This is a genomic window from Paenibacillus sp. FSL R5-0636 (genome assembly GCF_037974255.1).
Classification (GTDB): Bacteria; Bacillota; Bacilli; order Paenibacillales; family Paenibacillaceae; genus Paenibacillus_AQ; species Paenibacillus_AQ odorifer.
Genome location: NZ_CP150232.1, coordinates 6,260,321 through 6,282,748, shown reverse-complemented (window position 1 = coordinate 6,282,748; position 22,428 = coordinate 6,260,321). Strand labels below are relative to the sequence as shown.

The window sequence follows — 22,428 nt, the reverse complement described above, 5'->3', positions numbered from 1 at the left end:
GTCCTCTTTATTTTATTAGGTCAGAGACAATCATTTGTTGCTTTTTTATTGACAAGAAGAAAAATCCAGTTAATAATAACATGTGAACACATGCTCATATGTTATTATTAACTGGAGCTTTTGAATGTAACTGCGCAGGGCTACGAATACTATCTAGCTGAAGGTAATAGGAGGTTAAGCATGATGAACAAGAAGAAAAGACACAATCATCAGGTCGAGAATGCACACAGGCAACAGGCCAATCACGATCACAGTAACCACGACCACGCTCATGAAGGACACAATCACTCGCATGGCGCTCACGGGCATCATCATTTTGATCCAAGTGGAAATAAAAAAGGGCTTATGATTGCGTTAATCATTACGGTTGGAATTATGTTTTTGGAGTTTTTTGGAGGGTTAATTACCAACAGCTTAGCCCTGTTATCGGACAGTGGGCATATGCTAAACGATGCAAGCTCTCTAGCATTAAGCCTAGTAGCGGTCTGGTTCGCAACCAAACCTGCTTCTCCGAACAAAACGTACGGATTTCATCGATTTGAAATTTTGGCGGCACTTTTAAACGGAGTTACTTTATTTGTAGTTGCTGGATTTATCATTGTAGAAGCTTATGGGCGATTTTTTGATCCGCCGGCGGTTGCCAGTGGTTCTATGATGCTGATCGCAAGTATTGGTCTTTTAGCCAATGTAGCTAGTGCATGGTCGCTTATGAGAAAAGGGGATGTGAAAAATAATATTAATCTCCGTAGTGCTTATCTCCATGTGCTTGGTGATGCTTTAGGTTCGGTAGGGGCGATTATTGCCGGTTTAATTATGATGATTTTTGGCTGGTATGTTGCAGATCCTATCATAAGCGTTCTGGTTGCTCTATTGATTCTTAGAGGGGCATGGGGAATTATCAAACATACCGTTCATGTCCTTATGGAAGGCACACCGATTACAATTAATCCAGCTGAAGTAAAGGAAATCCTCGAAAGCATTGAGGGGGTTAGAAATATTCATGACCTGCATATCTGGACCATAACTTCGGGCTTAGATTCACTCAGCTGTCATATCTTAATTGAAGAGGAAGCAGATGACCAACGCATTTTGCAGCAAGCGATTCGGTTAATTGCCGATCATTTCAAAATTCAACATACAACCATTCAGGTTGAAACTTCCGCTATAGTTCATGAAGAATTGAAAATCTAATCAATGATTTATTTTTTGAATAGAATAGGGGGGCTATAGTATAATAAAAATACGAGGAAAGGGGTGATCGGTGCATGGATAATCTGACTCACGAGCATGAATCATGCAGTACGGATGAGCGGAAAAGTCATCACTCAGATAAAACTAAAAAGCATTTGATTAGCCGGCTCAATAGAATTGAAGGTCAAGTTAGAGGGCTAAAAGGGTTAATTGAAAAAGACACCTATTGTGATGATGTGCTGCATCAAATCTCCTCGGTCCAATCTGCATTGAACGGCGTGGGCAAGCTTTTGCTGGAGCATCATATGAAAAGTTGTGTAGTGGAACGTATCCAGGATGGTGAGAACGAGGTACTGGATGAGCTATTAGTTACCATCAATAAATTAATTAGATAATTGATCAATCGGAAGGATTCCTTGGGATCCTTTTTTATTTGCTCAAATTGGGTATATATAGAGTAGGGGACTATCCTAATTTATGATTTCGAGAGGAGTATGTGTTATGGCACATCAAAACTACAAAGAGTGTATTGAAGAGTGTTTGAAATGTATGGTAGCTTGTAATCACTGTTACTCAGCTTGTTTGGATGAGGATCATGTGGGGATGATGAAGGAGTGCATTCGCCTGGATCGTGAATGTGCAGATATATGCGAGTTCGCAGCTCATGCGATGTCGATGAACAGTAAATATGCAAAAGAAATTTGTCTGGCTTGTGCAGAAGCTTGTAAAGCCTGCGGCAACGAATGCCAAAAGCATGATCATGAACATTGCCAGCAATGTGCAGAAGCTTGTTTTGCTTGTGCAAAAGTTTGCCGTGAAATGGCGGCATAAATTAAAGCTTGAAACTGAAAGGGCTGCCGCGGCAGTCCTTTATTCATGAATAGGAAGCCAAATCTAAGGGCACTAGTGAGGTTTTGTAAAATTATTAAGCAATATAGGCAAATATAGTGTTAAAATTTATTGAAATAATACCTTTATAATCAAGAGATATAGATGCCATAGGGGATGGCTGAGAAAAATAAACAGAATGAGGGGGATGTTAACAACGTTATGATCAATCTTAGTCCAGAACGACTCCAGCAAGTTAGCTACATAGGGATTACTGAGGCTGATTTAGAAATATTAAAAAGCAAGGAGAAAGAATTCAACTTAATCGTTAGCTCATTGGTTGAGGAACTGTATAAACAGATGACGATGGAGCCAGAATTGCTCCACATCATTGAGCAGCACAGTACACTGGATCGATTAAAAGAAACACAGCAGTGGTATTTTTTATCCATGGCCTCTGGTGTGATCGATGAAGCATTTATTGAAAGACGTTTGCTTATCGGGAAAATCCATTCTCGTATTGGATTAACAACGAATTGGTATTTGGGGACGTACATATTATATCTGGATCTGGCTACTGCTTATTTTGAACGGATATTACCAAACGAGTGGAAGCCTGTTATTCATGCCTTAACCAAGATGTTTAATCTCGATTCACAGCTCGTTCTTGAAGCCTATGAAGTGGATGAAAAAGCAAAAATTGAAAACTTGCTGGAGAAGCAAAATCACCTGCTTACAGGAGTGAGTTCAGCCGTTCAGGAGCTGGTATCTTTGATGGTTCAATTAAAGGATAGCAGTGAATCGATAGAAAGTTTAGCTAGTAAAAATGCTGATTATCAAGAGAAAACGCATCAAACGGTATTATATTTAGACAAAGAGGTGGAGTCTATTCATCAAGTGGGTACGATGATTAGAGAAGTGGCTGATCATACGCATCTTTTAGGCTTAAATGCGGCTATTGAAGCGGCCAGAGCTGGAGAGTTTGGAAGAGGGTTTGAAGTTGTGGCTAATGAGGTTCGTAAGCTAGCCCGCCGCTCAAAGGATTCATTGGTAACCATTGACCAGAAACTAGACAATATCAATGCCACCCTTTCCAAGGTGAAAAAAGAATCAGAACATAACTCCATGTATTCCAAGGATCAGGTCAAAAGCTCTCAAGAGCTGGCTTCCTTCGTGAACTTAATTGAAAAAGTGACTGCTGAGTTAGAGAGCTTGAAATGAAGCTGCCACGGATTGAAACACTCCTTCAGAAAATTCTGAGGAGTGTTTTTTTGTTTGAAATATAAGAAGTTATTAGCGGTCTAGCTTAGACATCAGTTTTGGAGACGCCGTTTAAGCTGGGCACATAATCAGCAGCCTTATCGATGTTCACCATCTGAGCGGCTTCATTGAAATTGTTGTTATTCTCCGCATTGTTTTTCTTACTTGGTTGATGTTTACCTGGAGCTTCTTTGGGATTGGCACTATTTTTGGGCATGACATTCACCTCCATATTCTTCACCTAGTATGAGAAGGTAGTTTGAATTTTATGCCAGCAGTTGACAAGTGTATCATTAAAAGATATAGTTCATTTAATGATATATCTTTTAATGATACATATGAGGAGGTGATTAAGTGTCAAGAACGGACTCATTGGAAATGGGAGAGCTCACAGACACTGCATTTTATATTCTCTTATCTTTAGTCGAAGCCAAACACGGATATCTAATTATGAAATCGATCGAAACGATGACGAACAATCAATTTTCAATTGGGCCTGCTTCCATGTATACAACTATTAAGAAGCTGTTAGCGGCTGAATTTATTGAGTTGTATAAAGAAGAAGAGGATGATAAACGAAAAACGTATATTGCAACAGAAAAAGGGATTGGATTGCTGAGAAAAGAAGTAGAGCGCCGAAAAGAAATGATTAGACATGCAGAACAAATTCTCAAATAAAAGGTGGGGAATAGGCATGAAGAATACAAAATATGTGACCAGCGGGGGCTTAGCTTTTACTGAAAAAGGTGATATGCAGAAATTGAGTAAGTATGCCAAAAGGGGCTGGCTCCTGGAAAGCTTTGCACCATTTGGTTATAAGTTAAGAAAGGGAGATCCCCAGACTTTTGAGTACAGTGTAGATTATCACACGAATGTGGATGAGGAGTATTATTTGATTTTTGAAGATGCCGGATGGACCTATGTCTGTTCTGCCGGAAATGGGTTTCATATCTTTCGGGCAGCTGCAGGTACGGCGCCTATCTACTCAGACACTGGGACCCTCATTGACAAATATGAACGTGAAAAGAAAACGATGGGCAAAGCAGCCTTGCCATTGCTTATAGCTTTGATTGTTTTTATCTTCCTAGCGATCTTGGGCGTTAATAGATGGTTACCTGAGATGGTGAGGAATATCAGCCTAGTGTTAGTAGTGGTCACACTTTGTATGTTGGTCTTTCCGGGTCTTCCATACATTGCGTATCGACTTAAATTAAATAAATTACGAGAATAGCGAATGAATTTTTATCTAAAGGATGTTTGCACAGCCATGAATGAAGTTGGTTGTGGGACCATCCTTTTTTAGTTGAGGAGTGAGAACAAATCTAAGTCTCAGATATATAGTACTAATGATCTATTAATGGGATTTATTATATATTAATTCCATATTATGTATTACAATGATAGCGAATACGAATTAGCTTGCTGTTTTCTTTCAAATTTATTACCACAATTGAAGAGGAGGCAATGAATGATGAAGAAGAATGCAAAGCTTAGGTTGAGTTGGAGAAGCCTTATTGTCGTATGTTTGGTAATTAGTATTCTTCCTGCCGGTTCCGCGTTTGCAGCAGTGAACAAACCTTTTCCGCAACACACCACCTACACGAGTGGATCTATCAAGCCGAACAATGTAACCCAGACCAGTATGGATAATTCAGTGATGACTAAATGGGATGCGTGGAAAACGGCCTATCTCAAACCAGCTGGCACTGGCAAATATTACGTTAAGTATAATTCAGATGGAGAAACGGTATCTGAAGCACATGGTTACGGGATGTTGTTCACAGTTTTGATGGCTGGTTATGACAGTAATGCTCAGACTTATTTTGACGGCTTATATAATTATTACAAGGCTCATCCAAGTACAATTAACCCTTATTTGATGTCCTGGAAGCAAAATAGCAGCTTTCAAAACATTGAAGGCGAGGATTCGGCTACAGATGGAGATATGGATATAGCTTTCTCATTGCTGCTTGCGGACAAGCAGTGGGGAAGTAGTGGTACGATCAATTATTTACAAGCTGCAAAAGATATCATTAATGCGATTATGGACAATGAGATTAACCAGACACAGTGGACGATCCGTCTAGGTGACTGGGCGAATAGTGGCTCGTATAATACAGCAACTAGACCTTCGGATTTCATGCTAAATCATTTAAAAGCATTCCAACAGGCTACAGGAGATACCCGCTGGACGAATGTTATCGATAAAACGTACACGATTATAAATAGCCTTTATACGGGTTATAGCTCTAGCACTGGACTCTTGCCTGATTTCGTAGTTTACTCTGGGGGTGTGTATAAACCTGCTGCGGCGAATTTCCTTGAAGATGCCAATGACGGGAATTACAATTACAATTCTTGTCGTACCCCATGGCGTATTGCAACAGACTATTTGATTACTGGAGACAGCAGGGCACTTTCTCAGCTCAATAAGATGAATAGCTGGATTAAGACTAAAGTAAGCAGTACACCTGGTAGTATAAAAGATGGGTACAAGCTAAACGGAACCGTATTTGGAAGTTACAATAGCGGTGCTTTCTATGCTCCATTTGGGGTCAGTGCGATGACCTCATCAACTTACCAAAGCTGGTTGAATTCTCTCTGGAGCCACACGGCAAGCAGTGCTGCAGAAGATTACTATGAAGACAGCATCAAGCTGTTTTCGATGATCGTTATGTCTGGCAACTGGTGGACCTATTAAGAGAATATTTAGGTAGAAAAAGGCTGTCCCCAAAACGTTCATGCCCAAAGCCATAAAAGCCAAACAGAACAGCGATTCTCCTAATATTGGAGAATCGCTGTTCTGCATTTTTGGTCAACTGCAGCTTGCTTCAGTAGATTATGGGCAAAAGTAAAGGCACCTGATCTCTAATGTCACTTTTATGTGCTGCAATGCATAAAACCCTGTAATCCCCGAGATCCCCGCAATCTTCGTTTGTTCTTCGGTTATCCAAATACACTTTCCGGTTCCGTCATTCGGCGTACGGCGGAGCATCCTTTATTTGATAACCAATTGAATCATGGGGCGTACCTAATGATGCTCCAAATGATGCAATAAGTGAAGCACTTATACAGCAATTAGGGAATTTCTCCCTGAAATTCAGAGATTTCTGTTCATCAGACATATAATTAGGGAAAACTTCCCTAAATTTTGGCCGATTCAGTAACTAATAAAGAAATCTCCCTGATTATTAGGGAGGAATTCCCTGATTTTGTCCTTTTAGAGCGAATATCGGCTATTTTCAGGGAGTATTTCCCTAATTAGTTTACACTTACGCTGCACATCGCACACCATTTCCCTATTTTTGGGACAACCTTTCTGAAGACTTTGCGGCATACAGATAAGCAGTACCGCAAAAGAATTGTGGTTTTAGCGAACGTTGTTTTCGGTGAAACGTCCTGCCAGTTTATATACAATTGGATTAAATAGGAAAATGTAGTTCCTTATATCTAAAAAAGGCAGGTGATAATATTGCTCTCAGACAAGAAACAATCTCTACTATTTATTATTATCGTATGGGCAATGGCGTTAGGGATGTTGCTGCTTCCGGAATCGGCACAGGGTCTGTATGGTTTTACTCCTTTTTTCGCAGTATGTATCATGATGTTTCTGATTGTGAGAGATGGATACAGTGCTGAGGGATGGAGAAGGTTGGGCTTCAAATTTAGGGGAGGCAAAGAATACATATTGGCTTTAGTTATTCCCTTAGGTTCACTGGGAGCGGGTTATGCTGTCTATTGGATGGAATGGACTTCAAGCTTAATTCCTCCAGATTCATGGATCGAGATTGTTATATATTTGCTCGTTTACATTGTCCTTGGTTCGTTATCTGCTTTGGGGGAAGAGATCGGTTGGAGGGGTTGGCTGCTCCCGCGTTTTCAATGGATGGGAAGAGTAAGTTCTAGTGTAACAATGGGCTTAATCTGGGCTATATGGCATTATCCGGGGATTCTTGGGCCGCGTGCTTATCATTCCTCTGGAAGCCGCTGGCTCGTGGTGGTGCTCTTTACCTTATCTGTTATGTTTGCGGGCATCATTATAAATGAACTGCGTCTGTCCTCCGGTAGTATTTGGCCGGCAGTGCTTTTACACGGAACTAATAATGCTGTAGATAGTGTTTTGCACAATATTACTGTCAGTTCTTCACCTATGTTGGAGTATGTGGCCGGGGAGAGCGGTTGGGTTCCAATGATTTTATATGGGTGCGCAGCTATATGGATTCTGAATCGAAACCACAGAGTGAAACAGCAAAAAGCCAGAATAGAGCTATAATTCAATGCGGACATTTAGAAGGGAAGGAATATCATGCATAAAAGTATATAATTTCCTGTGTGATTCATATAAAATGGTAGGGGAATACCAACTAAGAATAGAGATATGTATAATTTTGTTCGTTCGGGGGATTTGAAATGACAGTAAAACTCCGCCAGTTATTCATATCAGGGTTACTTTGCATTTTTGCTTTTCTTATTATTCATTTTGTGGGGGTCATTCACTCTAATATCTTGCTTGGCGTTGGTCTGGAGCAGAATGAACGAGGGCAATATTATATTGCTGAGGCAGACGTTTTTAGCGAAGGGTATAAACAGAATTTAAGGGAAGGGGATATCTTATTACGGGTTAATGGGAAACCGATTGACAAAGTGGACGAAGCTGTTAGATATGGAAGCTTAACTCAGGTTCAATCCGTTGACCTTCTTCGTAACTCCAAGGGGGGTGCTCCACTTGCTTTGCATTATGATATTGAGAATAAATCCTCCATATATCATACGTTTACCCAGCTTGTAGTCCCTGGAGCGACATTTGTTTTTTTGGCAGTGTTAAGCCTTCTATTATACCGCAGGAGAAGCGGGGAGCGCTCAGCAGAGCTGCTGATTTTATTCTTTTTATTAGTCGGAATAACTTACTTTGCGGGATATGCTTCAAGTAGATCTGATCTTATAGGTAGAATCGCGATGGGTTGCGTGTTGCCTTTAATTCCACTGGTTTTTATTCACTTTCTCCAAGTATATCTGAAACGATTTGATGTATTAGTTTTATCTACTACTGTAATCAAAATATACTACGGCCTGGTTATTTTATTAAGCCTATTTTCTACCTCCAGTCTAATGGTTTACTCATGGGATAGATCCTTGTATTCCTTTATAAGGTTAATTATTATTGGGTTCTTTGTTTTTGGGATTTTTTACAGCATATTTAAGCTGCTATATTTATACATTACTTATCGAAGCACAACGCTTAAATCGATGTTTAAAATTATGCTTACCGGACAAATCCTTGCGTTTACACCTTTTGTTCTCTTCTCAGCTGCACCCATTGCTGTTGGGGTCAACTTGATTCCTTACGAAATTACTACGATCTTTTTGTTTTTGATGCCAGTTACTTATTTTTATCTGCTGACGGCTAGGCAACTATTTGACATTGATTTCGCTTTTAATCGGTTTAAATATTATTTATTAATTGCTTTTTTTCCGGCGCTAATGATTGTAGCCGTACTTGCGATCATTCAGAGCAGGCAAGAGTATGATTGGATCAAATGGATTCAGATGTTTTTGGTTGTATATTTATCTATTACAATCTTTTTATTCTTTAAGGAGAAAATAGATTATTATTTCCGGCCTAAATTGTTCCGTGAGCTTTATCATTATCAAGGTAGTCTGGAGCGATTCTCGAAGCAAATCTCCAAGGTGATGAAGCGGTCTGATTTGGAGGCTGCAATTTACAAGGAAATCAATGAGATTTTACCGGTTAGTCGGTCTGCTTTTTTTGAGAGAGATGAGGATATGAGTAACCTCGAACAAATAGTCGACAATTCGGGCCAAGAGATCAACATAGAATTTGTATCGAAATCTCCAGTTTTTAAGGTAGGAGAAGTAGTTCAACTCAAACAGGGGATCTTACTCGTAATCGGACGTCACCAAAAAAAATTTAATCTCCTCTGGATTGATCATAAGAAGAATCATACAAAACTTAATTCGGATGAGCTTAATTGGTTAAATACCCTCGCAAATTATGCGAGTATTGTTTATGAGAATTTATATCTTATTGAAGGCTTGATTGAAGACCTTGAAGCAGAGATGAAAAAAGAGTTACATGCAGCACCATGGGTTCTACGCCTGATCTTTAACTTATCAGAGAAAGAACGCAGAAAGCTGGCGGCAGATTTACATGATTCTGCTCTTCAGGATCAGCTCATTTGGCTTCGCAGGCTGGAAACACTGATCTCCGATCATGATATTGAGGCGGATATTTTGCCAGAGCTGCTTCAGATTAAAGAGGGACTTCTGGATGTGATATATCAGATTAGGGAGACCTGCAATGAACTGCGTCCGCCGCTGCTAAGAGAGACCGGAATTGTGAAGGCACTGGAACTATTGTTTGAGTATGCCCAGCTGCAGTCTAACTACATTATCACCTTTACATCCAGTCCGATTGGTGAGCTAAGTGATGATCTGGTGATTGCGTTGTATCGAATAGTACAGGAGCTCCTGCGGAATGCCGGGAAACATGCCAAGGCGAATCAGATTGAAATTGAGCTGGACCAGCAAGAGCATCTCTATTTCCGATATAAGGATGATGGGATTGGCATGAATATAGTTGATATCAGGGAATCTTTTCAGCATATGGGCCTGTCCGGCATCAAAGAACGTGTTGCGAGCTTAGAGGGGCAATGCACTTTTAACTCGGAGAAAGGGAAGGGACTGGAGGTTATTATTTATTTACCGACAATGGCTTTTGTAGAAGAAAAGCACAGAGGAGGCGATGACGATGATACGTATCTTGTTGGTTGATGATCATCCTTCAGTCGGAGAAGGAACCAAAACTATGATTGAGCAGGACGCGGATATGGAGGTTACTTTTGTTTTGTCAGCGATGGAAGCTTTGGATAGGCTGGAGCAACAAGAATTTGATGTGATCTTATGCGATCTCAACATGCCTACGATCAGCGGACTTGAATTCGCCAAAAGAGCCGTTCAACGTGATCCTGAATCTAAAGTGGTGATTTATACCGGATATGAGATCAGTGCTCATTATAATCTTTTGATGGAGTCAGGGGTCACAGGATTTATCTCTAAGACAGCTTCCCGAGAACAGTTGTTAAATACCATTCGTTGTGCACTGAGGAATGAGGCGGTCATTCCGGTGTCTTTACTTAAACAGCTACGAAGAAATGATATCAAGATTTCTAATCACCGGGATAATCGGCTGCTTGAAGAAGTGTCCATTAATCAAAGAGAACAGGAAATACTCCAAGAAGTAGCTAGTGGAAAAAGCAATAAAGACATAGCCAGCAAGCTTTTAATGTCACAAAGGACTGTGGAGTATAACCTGACGAGAATCTTTGAGAAGCTTAGTGTACATTCCAGATCCGAGGCTATTGTTGAGGGTAAACGACTAGGTCTTGTTAGGATGGAGACTTTCTAAGTTGAAGCCCATACAACCCAATACATAGTTTTGTTAGTTTTATTCATGTTGTTAAGCACCTCACTTTGACATCTTGATCGTCATTACCTGTAATTCATAATTCTGAACCATTCTGGTATTTAGATGTATTATTCTGAAAAAATCAAGGAGGAACATCCATATGATTGACATGAACCAACTATTTTTGATTACAGATATCCCAGGTTACTCGCCGCAAATCAGCCGACTTTTATCCATGATGAACTATGCAAGATATACAACATTAGAAGCCGTTAAGGGTCTAACTGTGGAACAACTGGATTATTTATTGGATGCTCAGAGTAACTCTATTGGAGCGTTATTATTGCACTACGCTGCTGTAGAATATGCATATCAAGTGGCAACGTTTGAGCAAAGAGATTTGTCTGAAGAAGAGCTAACAAGATGGGGACCAGCATTAAATTTAGGCGACGAAGGACGAGCCAATATTAAGGGGAATGACCTAAGCTATTATTTAGATCGCCTAAATGAAGTTAGACAAAAGACTTATGAATTATTCGCAACCGTCGATGATAATTGGTTATATACTGAAGAGGAATTCTGGCATAACAAACCTGCGAACTACTATTTTATGTGGTTTCACGTTTTTGAGGATGAAATCAATCATAGAGGCCAGATTAGGCTGATCCGAAAAAGAGCACTAGCTTAAGAAAGGAGGCGCGCGAATGGAGTACATAGAGAAAAATATAAAGCCTTTATTTAAGAAATATCCGCTGCTCTCGAAATTTGTATTAACAGTGGTGATTATAGACATCATTTATTACGCCGGCAAACAAGTTGGAGGATTAGCTTATTACCTCATGCACTAATTTCTTTTGAAAATAAGCCGAATAGAAAAGGCGAGTTCCACTCATTTTGAGTGTGAATTCGCCTTTTTATATTGCCTAACCTAAATATCTGCTGTAGCTCTGACTCTTCCATGTGGCTATCCAGTTCATTATCAGTTCACACAAATTTGTTAGGATATGAAACATCAAAAGAGATATAGCGCATGACCAGGAGAGGAAGAGAAACAAATGAAAATATTAGAAGTTAAACATGTAAAGAAATCATATACTTTGTACGGTAAAGAAAAGGTGCCAGTACTCCATGATGTGAATCTAAGCTTTGAGACAGGTGAATTCGTCTCTATTCTAGGTGAGTCTGGCTGCGGAAAGTCCACACTGATGAACATCATTGGGGGAATGGACTCCGATTATGAGGGCGAGGTCCTTGTCCGCGGAAAGAATTTAAGCACGATGACCGAAAAGGAAATGGATGATTATCGCAAGAACAATATTGGCTTCGTTTTTCAAAATTTCAATCTGATCCCGCATCTGTCAGTTTTGGAGAATGTTACAGTGGCGATGCAGATGACGGATACCAGTGAGAAGGACCGCAATAAACGTGCTATAGATATTTTGACTGAGGTAGGCTTGAAAGAGCACCTGAAAAAACGCCCCAATCAGCTGTCCGGTGGACAGAAGCAAAGAGTGTCCATTGCCCGCGCGCTAGCGAATAATCCTGATATTATTTTGGCAGATGAACCTACAGGGGCCTTGGACAAGGATACCGGCGATCAAATTTTAGTCTTATTGGACAGCATAGCCAAAAGAGGGATATTGGTCATTACCGTGACCCACTCACAGAAAGTAGCCGACTCTGGTACCCGTATCGTAAAGGTTGAAGAAGGACGGATTAAAGATGATATTCAGTTAAAGGACCGCTCCTTGATTAGTTACGATGGAGGAGAGGGGTCATCCCGAAATCTCAGTTTATTTGCATCTTTTAAAATGGCTCTGCAGAATATGAAGCTCAACGCCAAACGTAATGTATTGGTAGCTTTGGGTGGGTCTATTGGTATTTTAAGCGTACTGTTGATGCTTTCCTTAGGGAATGGAATTACGAACTATATGAATGACGAAATTAATTCAAGTATGGATCCTTTACTCGTGGATATAACTAAACCCAGTGAAGAAGCTAAAGGCATGCAAGGTCCAGAGGCAATGATGTTGCCCGGCGAAACGTTTACGGCTGCCGATATTGAAACCATTCGAAATATTCCAAATGTTGATTATGTAGAAACCATCACTTCCATTTCGGGCAAATCTACTATGGTTTTTGCAGATCAGACGGTTAGTCTTACACAATTAACTACCTTAACGGATGCTTTTGATAAAGAGACGATTACCGCAGGGGCTTTTCCAGAGGACAAAGAGATATTATTACCCGTGAAAACGGCAAGTAAATTAAGCGGAAACGACAGTCCAGAGTCTTTGGTAGGGAAGTCGATTCATCTATATATTAATGAAATGGATGCTAAGCATAAACCGGTCACATTGGAACAAGAAGTCACTATCTCTGGTATTTATGAAAGCACTGATCCAAGAGCGCAAATGCAACCCACGGGTTATCTTCCAGCGCAGACTTTGGAGCAAATGTATGCTGACAAGGGGATTACAATAGGTCCAATTCAAGTTAATGCTTTTGCAACCGATATGAAATATGTGAATGATATTAATGCAGCCGCTGTTGATGCTGGGTTCTCAGGTTCTCAATCGGCAAAAATCATGGAGCGAATCACAACTTATGTGAATATGGCTACTATAGTTCTCTCTGGTATTGCCGGGATTTCACTTCTCGTATCAGGGATCATGATATTGGTTGTGCTATATATCAGTGTAGTGGAACGGACTAAGGAAATCGGGATTCTTCGGGCAATTGGCGCAAGGAAAAAAGATATTAAGCGTATATTCTTTTCTGAATCAGCTTTATTAGGTGTATTCAGCGGTATCTTTGCGGTACTCTTTGCCATTGTCATTAGTTATGTGTTAAATATTCTCTTGGACAATGCTTTTGGAGTGAAACTTATTAATCTATCCGGTTATTATGTGTTATTTGGGATCGTTGTGAGTACCCTGATTAGTATTATCGCCGGTTTGATGCCATCCTCTAAGGCTGCCAAACTGGATCCAATGGAATCTCTACGATATGAATAAATAGGTTAGCGGAGAGGATAATTGAGAGATGAACACGATTCTAGTGGCGGATGATGATTCTCATATCCGTAGATTAATACGATTATATCTTGAAAAAAACCAATTTTCCGTAGTGGAAGCGGCAGACGGTCAAGAGGCATTAGACATTCTAGCGCATACAAAGATCGATTTGGCGATTGTAGATGTAATGATGCCGAATGTAGATGGTATTGAATTGACCGAAGATATCCGATCTTATATCGATATTCCAATTCTGATGGTTACAGCTAGAGGAGAATCTAAGGACAAAGTCAGAGGATTTAATGCCGGATCAGATGATTATTTAGTCAAACCGTTTGATCCCATAGAATTGGTCCTGCGGGTAAAATCACTATTAAAAAGATATCATTTAACCTCCTCGAGTGTGATTCAATTAGGCGCAGTGATGATTGATCTGGGGAATTTGACCGTTGTTGCGGCTCAGAGAACGGTGGAGTTGAAGAAAAAGGAATGTGAGTTGTTATTTGCTCTGGCGGGTTCGCCAGGGCAAATATTCACGCGTTCTCAGCTCATAGAAAATATTTGGGGTGTCGATTATGAAGGCGACGAGCGTACGGTAGATGTGCATATCAAACGTCTGAGAGAAAGATTGGAATCGATTCCTGAGCTAATTATTTCTACGGTAAGAGGACTTGGATACCGTCTGGAGTTGGCCTAAATGTTGAAAAAAAGCCTGCGTCTGCGTATTGTCATTACGTTCATTGGGATTGTGATCGTCAGCTTAATGATCTCTTTTTTGCTAAATGTACGGTTTTCCGAAAATAATGTGACCCCAAACCATATCTTCATTAGAGTAGCTGGAGACGTAGCCAAAGTGCTTACCCTAATCGATGATCCGGAAAAAACACAGGCATTTACTAAACTACTCAATAAATATGGTGTCGATATTGCGAAAGTGAGAGTGAATGAGTGGAGTGATGCTGTTTTTTCAGTGGATAAGGAGAAGGTTGCCGCTCTATTTAAGCCAGACTCCACAGACGCGGTGATGCTTAATGATAAGTCTGGTGTTGCTATTGTTGGCATTCCCATCGTAGATAAGGAGAAAGCTGCGCTCATCATTAAAATTGATTTTTCGTCGAGCTTGATCACATTCAGACGTAACGTATTTTTTACACTTCTAACGGTTTTAGTCATCGGAAGTTTACTGATTCTCTTGATGTCCGGTTTCATTGTGAAGCCTATCAAACGTCTGACGGAAGCTGCTAAGAAAATGGCATCAGGCGATTTATCTGTACGATTGACGCATAAAAATCAAGATGAGTTCGGGGAACTGATGGAAAGCTTTAATCATATGGCTAGTGAGCTGCAAAAGATAGATTCAGTTCGTGATGATTTTGTCAGCAATGTCTCTCATGAAATGCAGTCTCCGCTTACGTCGATTAGAGGGTTTACTAGAGCGCTGCAAGATGGTGTCGTTCCAGTAGAAGAGCAAAAAGAGCATCTGGATATTATTTATCAGGAAACGCTGCGCTTATCCCGCCTAAGTGACAATCTGCTTAGATTAGCCTCGCTCGATTCAGAACATCATCCGGTTAATCTCACCACTTTCCAGTTGGATGAACAGTTAAGAAGAGCGATCGTTCTGGCGGAACCCCAATGGGCACAGAAAAACATTCAGATAGAATTAGATTTATTGCCCTGCGAAATTATGGTGGATAAGGATTTGTTTGATCAAGTCTGGCAAAACCTAATCAATAATGCTATAAAATATACAAGCCAAGAGGGTATCATTCATGTCGAAATCGAGCGTTCTATAGCGTTTGTGAAGGTTTCTATTAAAGATTCTGGTCAAGGCATACCAGAGGAAGCATTGCCCCGCATTTTTGATCGTTTTTATATGGTGGATAAAGCGCGGAGCAGCGTTCATAAAGGGAATGGACTTGGATTATCCATTGTATTAAAAATTCTAAAAATGCATGATTGTAAAATAGAAGTGGAGAGCAGGGTTGGGGTAGGAACCCAGTTTATCGTCTCGATCCCTATCTCTCAACCCTATGAATAGTTAATGAGCTGAAGCTTAAGGCAAACGCTGCCCCTTTCATTTGTGAACCAAGTACTAGAAGACTCTCAAAAAGTTCCCAGAACTCGGTTCGCGCAAGCCATAGTTGCAGTAGGAACTGAACATTTGATCGGCATGATTGAATTAAACATTAGAAGCCATACGGACAGAAGCGGCGAAATCGGCTATATTGTCCATCCTGATGCCTGGGGACAGGGAGTCGCTACAGCAGCGGCCAGACGAATGTTAAAGTTCGGTTTTGAAGAACTGCAACTACATCGAATATACGCGACCTGTGACCCTAGGAATAGTGGATCATCCAAGGTGCTCACCAAGATAGGTATGACCTATGAAGGAAGATTAAGGGATGCTTTACTTATTAAAGATGGGTGGCGGGATTCTTTGATGTTCAGTATGTTGGAGCATGAGTGGACGGTAGCCCGCTAAAAATTAACTCTTGCTTCCCACTGGTAAGTTCACTAGAATATAAGTATTAGCTTATATACTTTCGAAAGGAGGAGAGAAGGAATGCAGACACTAACGGAAATTGCTGAAGACTTGAAGCTATTCGGAGATAAGACCCGATTGGCAATGCTTTCCCTTCTGAAAGAGCGGGAATGGTGCGTGTGTGAATTCGTTGATATCTTTGACATTTCCCAGCCGGCGATTAGCCAGCATTTACGGAAATTGAAAAGTAGAGGAATCGTTAGGGAAAGCAAGCGGGGACAGTGGGTACATTATTCGTTAAATGTCGAGGATAAACCACATCTTAAGGCTGTTCTTCAACAGATGCCTAGTACCAAATCGATATTGGCTGAACTGAATAAAGAGGCTAAAGAGCCATGCTGCGACTAAATTTCAGGTAAGGATTTTTTTGATTTATATATAACCATATAGTTATATAATGATGTTGGATTGAAGTCACATGCTTATATAGGAGTGTTGAAAAAGATGTGGATTGGCAGTAAAAGGGGGATGGCACTTTGCCTATTGTAGCTATCCTTATATTTTTAGTAACTTTAATCCTTGTAATCTGGCAGCCCCGTAATTTATCGATTGGATGGTCAGCCTGCGGTGGCGCGATCATAGCTTTGCTAGCTGGGGTAGTCAGCTTTAATGATGTTCTGGATGTAACGCAGATCGTGTGGAATGCTACTTTAGCGTTTGTGGCTATTATTCTGATTTCTTTAATTCTGGATCGAATCGGATTTTTTGAATGGGCTGCTTTACATATGGCGCGGGCTGCCCGCGGGAATGGCAGACGAATGTTTGTGTACGTCATCGTTCTTGGCGCGTTAGTGTCTGCATTTTTTGCGAATGATGGAGCGGCTCTGATTCTTACGCCTATTGTGCTTGCGATGGTAAGGGCGCTGCATTTTGATGAGAAAAAAGTATTTCCGTTTATTATCGCCAGCGGTTTTATTGCCGATAGCACCTCACTGCCGCTCGTGGTCAGCAATCTGGTCAATATCGTATCGGCGGATTTTTTCGGGATTACGTTTATGGAGTATGCAGGCAAGATGATCATACCTACGCTGTTCTCACTTGTGGCGAGCATCGTGGTGCTCTATTTCTTTTTTCGCAAAAGTATTCCCAAGCACTTTAACGATTCACAGCTAAAAGATCCGCATGAGGCGATTAAAGACAAAAAAATGTTTCGGCTGTCATGGATTGTATTGGCTGTTCTATTAGTAGGATATTTTGTCAGCGAATTTTTGGGTATTCCGGTATCTGTGGTTGCGGGGATCATAGCTATTTTGTTCCTGCTTCTCGCGAGAAGAAGCCCTTTCGTCAAGGTGAAAGAAGTGATTACAGGAGCGCCTTGGGCGATTGTGTTCTTTTCTATTGGAATGTATGTCGTAGTATATGGACTTCGGAATGTTGGGCTGACGGATTTACTTGCTAAGATGATTGGGTCTATTGCTGATCAGGGCTTATTTGCCGCAACGATGGGTATGGGCTTCATAGCTGCATTGATCTCATCGCTGATGAATAATCTGCCTACCGTTCTGATTGACGCGCTTGCCATTGATGCGACGCATACCACTGGAATCATTAGAGAGGCTTTAATATATGCGAATGTTATAGGTTCGGACTTAGGACCGAAGATCACTCCGATTGGCTCACTCGCCACACTGCTGTGGCTGCATGTACTTTCGGCTAAAGGCGTGAAGATTTCTTGGGGAACGTATTTTAAGACAGGTATTATTTTAACCATTCCAACGTTATTTATTACGCTTTTAGGTCTTTATATGTGGTTGTTAATTAACTAATTTGAATAGGGGAAGATCAAGATGAACAAGAGAACGATTTATTTTTTATGTACAGGGAATTCCTGCAGAAGTCAGATGGCTGAAGGCTGGGCTAAGCAATATCTAGGAGAAGGATGGAGCGTGTACAGTGCAGGTATTGAAGCTCACGGTCTAAATCCAAAAGCTGTACAAGCCATGAGCGAAGTAGGCATAGATATCACGGGCCAGACCTCGGATATTATTGATGCTAATCTGCTGAACAACGCGGATCTGGTCATTACCTTATGTGGAGATGCTGCGGATAAATGTCCAATGACCCCTCCGAAGGTCAAACGGGAACACTGGGGCTTCGATGATCCGGCAAAAGCGCAAGGGACGGATGAAGAGAAGTGGGCAGTGTTCCAGCGTGTGCGTGACCAGATTGGAGATAGAATCAAACATTTTGCAGAGACTGGTAAATAAGCAAAGGAGGAAGTAACCTATTCTTTTAACTTAGGGTATTTCACCACTGGCCATTTCACTTTCCGTAAGGCATCGGTCACTTCGGGTCCAACGTTCAAATTACTTTGAACCAATTCATGGGGAGTGAGAGCCATCCATTGGTTCAGAGAGACGTCGGCAAAACGATCACTTTTGAACATTTCGAGGAACCACAACGATTCTTCTCCTGTGTTCTGAATATAATGTCCAAATGCAAAAGGAACATACCCAACATCGCCAGCCCTGTAATTAAAGGTACGTGCCGCACCGTTTCCGGCAAACACAGTCATCCGTCCTTTTCCGGTAAGATAATATTGCCACTCATCGTTGTTGGGGTGCCAGTGGAGTTCTCTCATTCCTCCAGGTTCAATCTCTACCAGTGCAGCAGCCACGGTCTTGGAGATCGGAAAGTTGCTGGAATCAACGATTCTGACGCTCCCGCCAGGAGTCTTCAATGGAGGCTGTGCCAATAGCGAATGTTTGAAACTCTGTGGAATTTCTCCGTAAGGCGACTGCACCTTTTGGCTTTGTAATGAGCCGGGAACTTGATCCTGATAAATGTAAACCTGTTCAGTGGGGATGGAGTCAAAGGTCTCGGCAGGTATTCCAAAGTTAGCTGAAAGAACCTCTTTGGGCGTATGGGCGAACCAATCGGAAATAGACAAGGTATTCAGATCGGAGAAGCTCCCGTCGTCAAAGACTAGGAGGAATTCGCAGCCTTCTTCAAGACCTTGTATAGAGTGAGGAATACCCGGCGGAAAATACCATAGATCACCAGGTTCTACATCTGCTATAAAGTTCCGCCCATTCTGGTCCACAGCAGTAATCCGAGCGCGGCCTAACAGCATATAAGACCATTCCGCTTGCTGATGCCAGTGAAGCTCTCGTACTCCACCGGGGGTCAGGCTCATATTCACACCTGCCAGTGTAGTTGCGATAGGGAGTTCTCTGACGGTTACTTCTCTGGACCAGCCACCATGATTAAGCTGCATATGCGCATCGGAGAAAGAAAATTTCAAATTGGGAACCAGGCCCGCATCAGTTACCGGAGGTACGAACATATCCGGGTTCTCAAGATCCCGCATAACATCGCGGGGTCCTTTATCTAATCCCCCTGTGCCATCGCTTCGGATGGGCTGGGGGATGTTTGTTTTGTTTGCCGAATCCTGTCCAGCAGAAGTCATAAGATGTTCTCCTTTCTTGTTCCTTAAGAGTTCAATGAAAATATATGCGGAATGCTGTCTTTTATGATGGATAGCAGAAGTGGTACAAGTTGACATGTGTAGGGTCATCATTGATTATTACTAATAGAGGCTAAGGTTCTAGATGAACTGGAGAGGGGTTTGTGATGATTCACATCAAGGAGTCCTTACAACGATTAGGGAAAATAAAAGCTTATGTAATAGGTCTATTAGTGATTATGTTCGCCGCGGGATCTGCGGTTACACCTACATCGGTGTCGGCAGCTGTCCAGTTAGGGACACAGGTAATGCCACTGTCATACGGGGGATATTACGTGCTTTTTCCAGGTAAACTAGCCCCTTATTTCAAAGCAGGTAAATTAATGGTGCCGATTCGAGCCTTCTCCAATGCGATTGGCGCAGATTTGCTCTATGACGCTCTGAGCAAGAGTATTACTGTTTCACTGCTGGACCGATCGGTAGGAAATATTAAAGCAGGGCAGCTAGAGGCAGATTTTAATGGGGAGACCGTGGATTCATTAGGCGTTGCTCCAGAGATAAAGGATGGCACTCTGTTTGTTCCGGCGTCCCCCATTTTAGAAGGGCTTAAGTCTTTTCGCTGGGAAGTGCAATTTAATAATGTGAATAAATTAACCCTTGGCATTGGAGCCAGAAAAGGGGAGGAATGGGTGAAGCCTGAGGCAGATCGTGCGCTTGCTCCTTATCCACTCGAAACGACAGCGCATCCGTATCCGTTATATCCTACTATGCTAACACAGGCTCAATCCGGGAAAGAATATAGATTAACCTTAGGCGTGCAAAATACCTCCGGATTCATCATCCCTAAAGGAAACGCGGAATTAGAGCTGGTGAGTGTGGACAGTAAAGGAAATTCTTTTTATCAAACGTTGAAAGGACCTGATTCGTTAACCTCTAAGGCGGCATTATTATCATTTTCCGTTTCCATTCCAACAGAGGCTGAATACGTCATTTTCAGGTCACGCACATTTAGAGCGCAATAAGGCAATTGCTATAGATTATTCAAACAAGCTAGACAGAGAGCGGGTAAAGAAACAGATGACAGGTAACAAAGAACAGCAATATCGCTTCAGCGAAGCACCGATTTGGGAATTGCAACGAACATATTATGAAGAGCAGGGATTAAAGGCTTGGAATAATGATCAGGTCCCGCAGTACATCACGAGTAACCCTATGATTGCAACAGCATACGCAGAGATGATCTTTGGATTCCTGCAAGACCGGGCTGGACAAGGGCATCTCTCAGAGACCGTTACGATTCTAGAACTTGGAGCGGGAGCAGGCCGGTTAGCGTTCCATGTGCTTAAAAAGTTGTGTGAAATCGTAGACTACGCAGATATTCCTCTTCCTCCTTTTCGTTATGTGATGAGTGATTTGCCTTCCAAAAATATATCCAGTTGGCAGCAGCACCCGAGCCTACTTCCTTACGTAGAGCAGGGTATTTTGGACTTCGCTCGTTTTGATGCTGTGCAGGATGTAGAACTACATTTAGTACACGCTAAGCTCAGCATTCGGCCTGGTGATTTACAGCAGCCATTGGTGATTGTGGCAAATTATTTTTTTGACAGCATTCCGCAAGAATTAATTTATGTGGATGAAGGAAAAATATATGAATGTGAGGTTTCGATCCAGTATTCGGCGGAAGTTGATCCGGATAACCCCTCCGATGCGCTCGGCAAAATCATCCCGCAGTACCATTATCGGCGTGCGGCTAGTTATGAAGAGGAGACTTATCCCTATCATGACGTTATAGCGCTTTATCAGCAGAAGCTGGAGGATTCACATATACTCTTTCCGGTGGTGGGGCTTACTTGTCTGGAGCGGCTTGCGCGGCTCTCTACAGAGGGATTCGTGCTGCTTACAGCGGATAAGGGAGACCATCGCTTAGAGAACTGGGAATTTGCAGAACCTCCATTGCTGATTCATCACGGAAGCTTCTCTTTGACCGCGAATTATCATGCGATAGAGCATATGCTGAAACAAAAAGGGGCGCATTCAATATTCACCAGTCATCACTATAAAAACCTGAACATCGGCTGTATTCTTATGCTTCCAACACCGCTGAGCTATACAAACACTCGGCTGGGTTACAAGCGGTTTATAGAACGTTTTGGCCCGGATGATTTCTTTAGTATGAAGGAATGGATGGATCAGCAATTAGATACGATGGGGCTGCAGCAAATTTTGGCCTTTTGGCGTTTGGGTGGGTATGATGCTGAATGGTTTATCCATAGCGCTGAACAAATTTCGGAGCTGCTGCTGGGTGCCAGTGATGAAGAAATGCTGGATCTACAGCGAGGTATACAGTTGATGTGGACTGGCTATTATCCGATGGAACAGAGTTATGATCTGTCGCTAGATGCGGGGTTGCTGCTGTACGAAATGGATAAATTTGCGGAAGCATTGGGTTACTTAGAACGCTCCATGCATGAGAGCACGGAAGAACCATTGGCATCAGTGCTTTATAGCATGGCAATTTGTAACTACGAGCTAGGAGCTGAAGCTGCTGCATTGGAATACGCGCGTAGAGCTTTGTCTGCAGAGCCTGACAATGAAGTAGTATTGGAGCTTCTAACGGCGCTGAACGAAGAATAAGCACATTTACATAGGGTTATCTTTTTGGTATCCTATACAAAATAATCAAACGCGATGACGAGAAGAGTACATGAAATCATTCCTTCACAGAGAGCCCTGGATGATGAGAACAGGGTAAGGG

General features: G+C 41.7%; 23 protein-coding genes and 1 other annotated feature (1 of these 24 running past the window's edge). Of the genes, 21 read left to right on the top strand and 2 right to left on the bottom strand.

The genetic code is table 11. From position 1 onward, the window contains the following. The first annotated feature begins 183 nt into the window (after nt 1–183). The 4 genes from MKX34_RS28680 (at nt 184) to MKX34_RS28665 (ending at nt 3,240) form a co-directional block, all read left to right on the top strand. Nucleotides 184–1,191, top strand: coding sequence for a cation diffusion facilitator family transporter (locus MKX34_RS28680; protein ID WP_076296887.1), 1,008 nt, complete (start codon nt 184–186; stop codon nt 1,189–1,191). Between the two features lie 74 nt (nt 1,192–1,265). Further along, nucleotides 1,266–1,586: a metal-sensitive transcriptional regulator gene (locus tag MKX34_RS28675; protein WP_076296882.1), complete on the top strand. Its 321-nt coding sequence runs from the start codon at nt 1,266–1,268 to the stop codon at nt 1,584–1,586. 106 nt (nt 1,587–1,692) lie between these two features. Beyond that, a complete protein-coding gene (locus MKX34_RS28670; protein WP_076296881.1) occupies nt 1,693–2,022 on the top strand; it encodes a four-helix bundle copper-binding protein in 330 nt (109 codons plus the stop codon). Nucleotides 2,023–2,196: 174 nt separating this feature from the next. Then, entirely contained in the window at nt 2,197–3,240 is a 1,044-nt protein-coding gene (locus MKX34_RS28665) for a globin-coupled sensor protein (RefSeq protein WP_305953660.1), read from the top strand. 85 nt (nt 3,241–3,325) lie between these two features. Here MKX34_RS28665 and MKX34_RS28660 read toward each other — a convergent pair whose 3' ends face one another. Beyond that, nucleotides 3,326–3,496 (bottom strand): hypothetical protein, encoded by a 171-nt coding sequence (locus tag MKX34_RS28660; RefSeq protein ID WP_155288200.1) that lies wholly within the window; start codon nt 3,494–3,496, stop codon nt 3,326–3,328. A gap of 137 nt (nt 3,497–3,633) precedes the next feature. Here MKX34_RS28660 and MKX34_RS28655 point away from each other — a divergent pair, with 137 nt between their 5' ends. From MKX34_RS28655 to arsC, 15 genes are all read left to right on the top strand, one after another. After that, nucleotides 3,634–3,957: a PadR family transcriptional regulator gene (locus MKX34_RS28655; RefSeq protein WP_036681391.1), complete on the top strand. Its 324-nt coding sequence runs from the start codon at nt 3,634–3,636 to the stop codon at nt 3,955–3,957. A gap of 16 nt (nt 3,958–3,973) precedes the next feature. Continuing rightward, nucleotides 3,974–4,510, top strand: a complete 537-nt coding sequence (locus MKX34_RS28650; protein ID WP_076296880.1) for a DUF2812 domain-containing protein — start codon at nt 3,974–3,976, stop codon at nt 4,508–4,510. Between the two features lie 237 nt (nt 4,511–4,747). Continuing rightward, complete coding sequence (locus MKX34_RS28645) at nt 4,748–5,980, top strand: glycosyl hydrolase family 8 (protein ID WP_256717630.1); 1,233 nt, start codon at nt 4,748–4,750, stop codon at nt 5,978–5,980. Nucleotides 5,981–6,742: 762 nt separating this feature from the next. Further along, nucleotides 6,743–7,552, top strand: coding sequence for a CPBP family intramembrane glutamic endopeptidase (locus tag MKX34_RS28640; RefSeq protein WP_143758642.1), 810 nt, complete (start codon nt 6,743–6,745; stop codon nt 7,550–7,552). A gap of 137 nt (nt 7,553–7,689) precedes the next feature. Further along, the gene (locus MKX34_RS28635) at nt 7,690–10,071 is read left to right on the top strand and encodes an ATP-binding protein (protein WP_076296879.1); all 2,382 of its coding nucleotides are present in this window, start codon (nt 7,690–7,692) and stop codon (nt 10,069–10,071) included. Beyond that, complete coding sequence (locus MKX34_RS28630) at nt 10,049–10,705, top strand: response regulator transcription factor (RefSeq protein WP_038573390.1); 657 nt, start codon at nt 10,049–10,051, stop codon at nt 10,703–10,705. Before MKX34_RS28635 ends, MKX34_RS28630 begins: the two co-directional genes overlap by 23 nt. 169 nt (nt 10,706–10,874) lie before the next feature. Next, on the top strand, nt 10,875–11,393 hold the full coding sequence (locus MKX34_RS28625) for a DinB family protein (protein WP_038574881.1): 519 nt from the start codon (nt 10,875–10,877) through the stop codon (nt 11,391–11,393). A 16-nt stretch (nt 11,394–11,409) separates the two neighbouring features. After that, nucleotides 11,410–11,553 carry a hypothetical protein gene (locus MKX34_RS28620; RefSeq protein ID WP_179089300.1) on the top strand — a complete coding sequence of 48 codons (144 nt, stop codon included), beginning with the start codon at nt 11,410–11,412 and terminating at the stop codon, nt 11,551–11,553. A gap of 207 nt (nt 11,554–11,760) precedes the next feature. Further along, nucleotides 11,761–13,722 carry an ABC transporter ATP-binding protein/permease gene (locus MKX34_RS28615; RefSeq protein WP_076296878.1) on the top strand — a complete coding sequence of 654 codons (1,962 nt, stop codon included), beginning with the start codon at nt 11,761–11,763 and terminating at the stop codon, nt 13,720–13,722. A gap of 28 nt (nt 13,723–13,750) precedes the next feature. Then, nucleotides 13,751–14,419 carry a response regulator transcription factor gene (locus tag MKX34_RS28610; RefSeq protein WP_038573388.1) on the top strand — a complete coding sequence of 223 codons (669 nt, stop codon included), beginning with the start codon at nt 13,751–13,753 and terminating at the stop codon, nt 14,417–14,419. Next, nucleotides 14,420–15,763, top strand: a complete 1,344-nt coding sequence (locus MKX34_RS28605; protein WP_081383945.1) for a HAMP domain-containing sensor histidine kinase — start codon at nt 14,420–14,422, stop codon at nt 15,761–15,763. Nucleotides 15,764–15,805: 42 nt separating this feature from the next. Continuing rightward, nucleotides 15,806–16,207, top strand: a complete 402-nt coding sequence (locus MKX34_RS28600) for a GNAT family protein (RefSeq protein WP_076296877.1) — start codon at nt 15,806–15,808, stop codon at nt 16,205–16,207. Nucleotides 16,208–16,288: 81 nt separating this feature from the next. Further along, the gene (locus tag MKX34_RS28595) at nt 16,289–16,615 is read left to right on the top strand and encodes a metalloregulator ArsR/SmtB family transcription factor (RefSeq protein WP_036680319.1); all 327 of its coding nucleotides are present in this window, start codon (nt 16,289–16,291) and stop codon (nt 16,613–16,615) included. Nucleotides 16,616–16,743: 128 nt separating this feature from the next. Next, nucleotides 16,744–18,033, top strand: a complete 1,290-nt coding sequence (locus tag MKX34_RS28590) for an arsenic transporter (RefSeq protein WP_076296876.1) — start codon at nt 16,744–16,746, stop codon at nt 18,031–18,033. Nucleotides 18,034–18,054: 21 nt separating this feature from the next. Next, nucleotides 18,055–18,474, top strand: coding sequence for an arsenate reductase (thioredoxin) (arsC, locus tag MKX34_RS28585; RefSeq protein ID WP_076296875.1), 420 nt, complete (start codon nt 18,055–18,057; stop codon nt 18,472–18,474). A 17-nt stretch (nt 18,475–18,491) separates the two neighbouring features. On the opposite strand, the gene MKX34_RS28580 is transcribed toward arsC, so the two are convergent. Then, a complete protein-coding gene (locus MKX34_RS28580) occupies nt 18,492–19,676 on the bottom strand; it encodes an oxalate decarboxylase family bicupin (protein WP_076296874.1) in 1,185 nt (394 codons plus the stop codon). A 164-nt stretch (nt 19,677–19,840) separates the two neighbouring features. On the opposite strand from MKX34_RS28580, the gene MKX34_RS28575 reads away from it, so the two are divergent. Together MKX34_RS28575 and MKX34_RS28570 are read left to right on the top strand one after the other, a co-directional pair. After that, nucleotides 19,841–20,695, top strand: coding sequence for a copper amine oxidase N-terminal domain-containing protein (locus tag MKX34_RS28575; protein WP_076296873.1), 855 nt, complete (start codon nt 19,841–19,843; stop codon nt 20,693–20,695). 55 nt (nt 20,696–20,750) lie between these two features. Beyond that, nucleotides 20,751–22,307: an SAM-dependent methyltransferase gene (locus MKX34_RS28570; RefSeq protein ID WP_076296872.1), complete on the top strand. Its 1,557-nt coding sequence runs from the start codon at nt 20,751–20,753 to the stop codon at nt 22,305–22,307. A 45-nt stretch (nt 22,308–22,352) separates the two neighbouring features. Next, nucleotides 22,353–22,428, top strand: a binding site (T-box leader) (it continues 185 nt past the right edge of the window).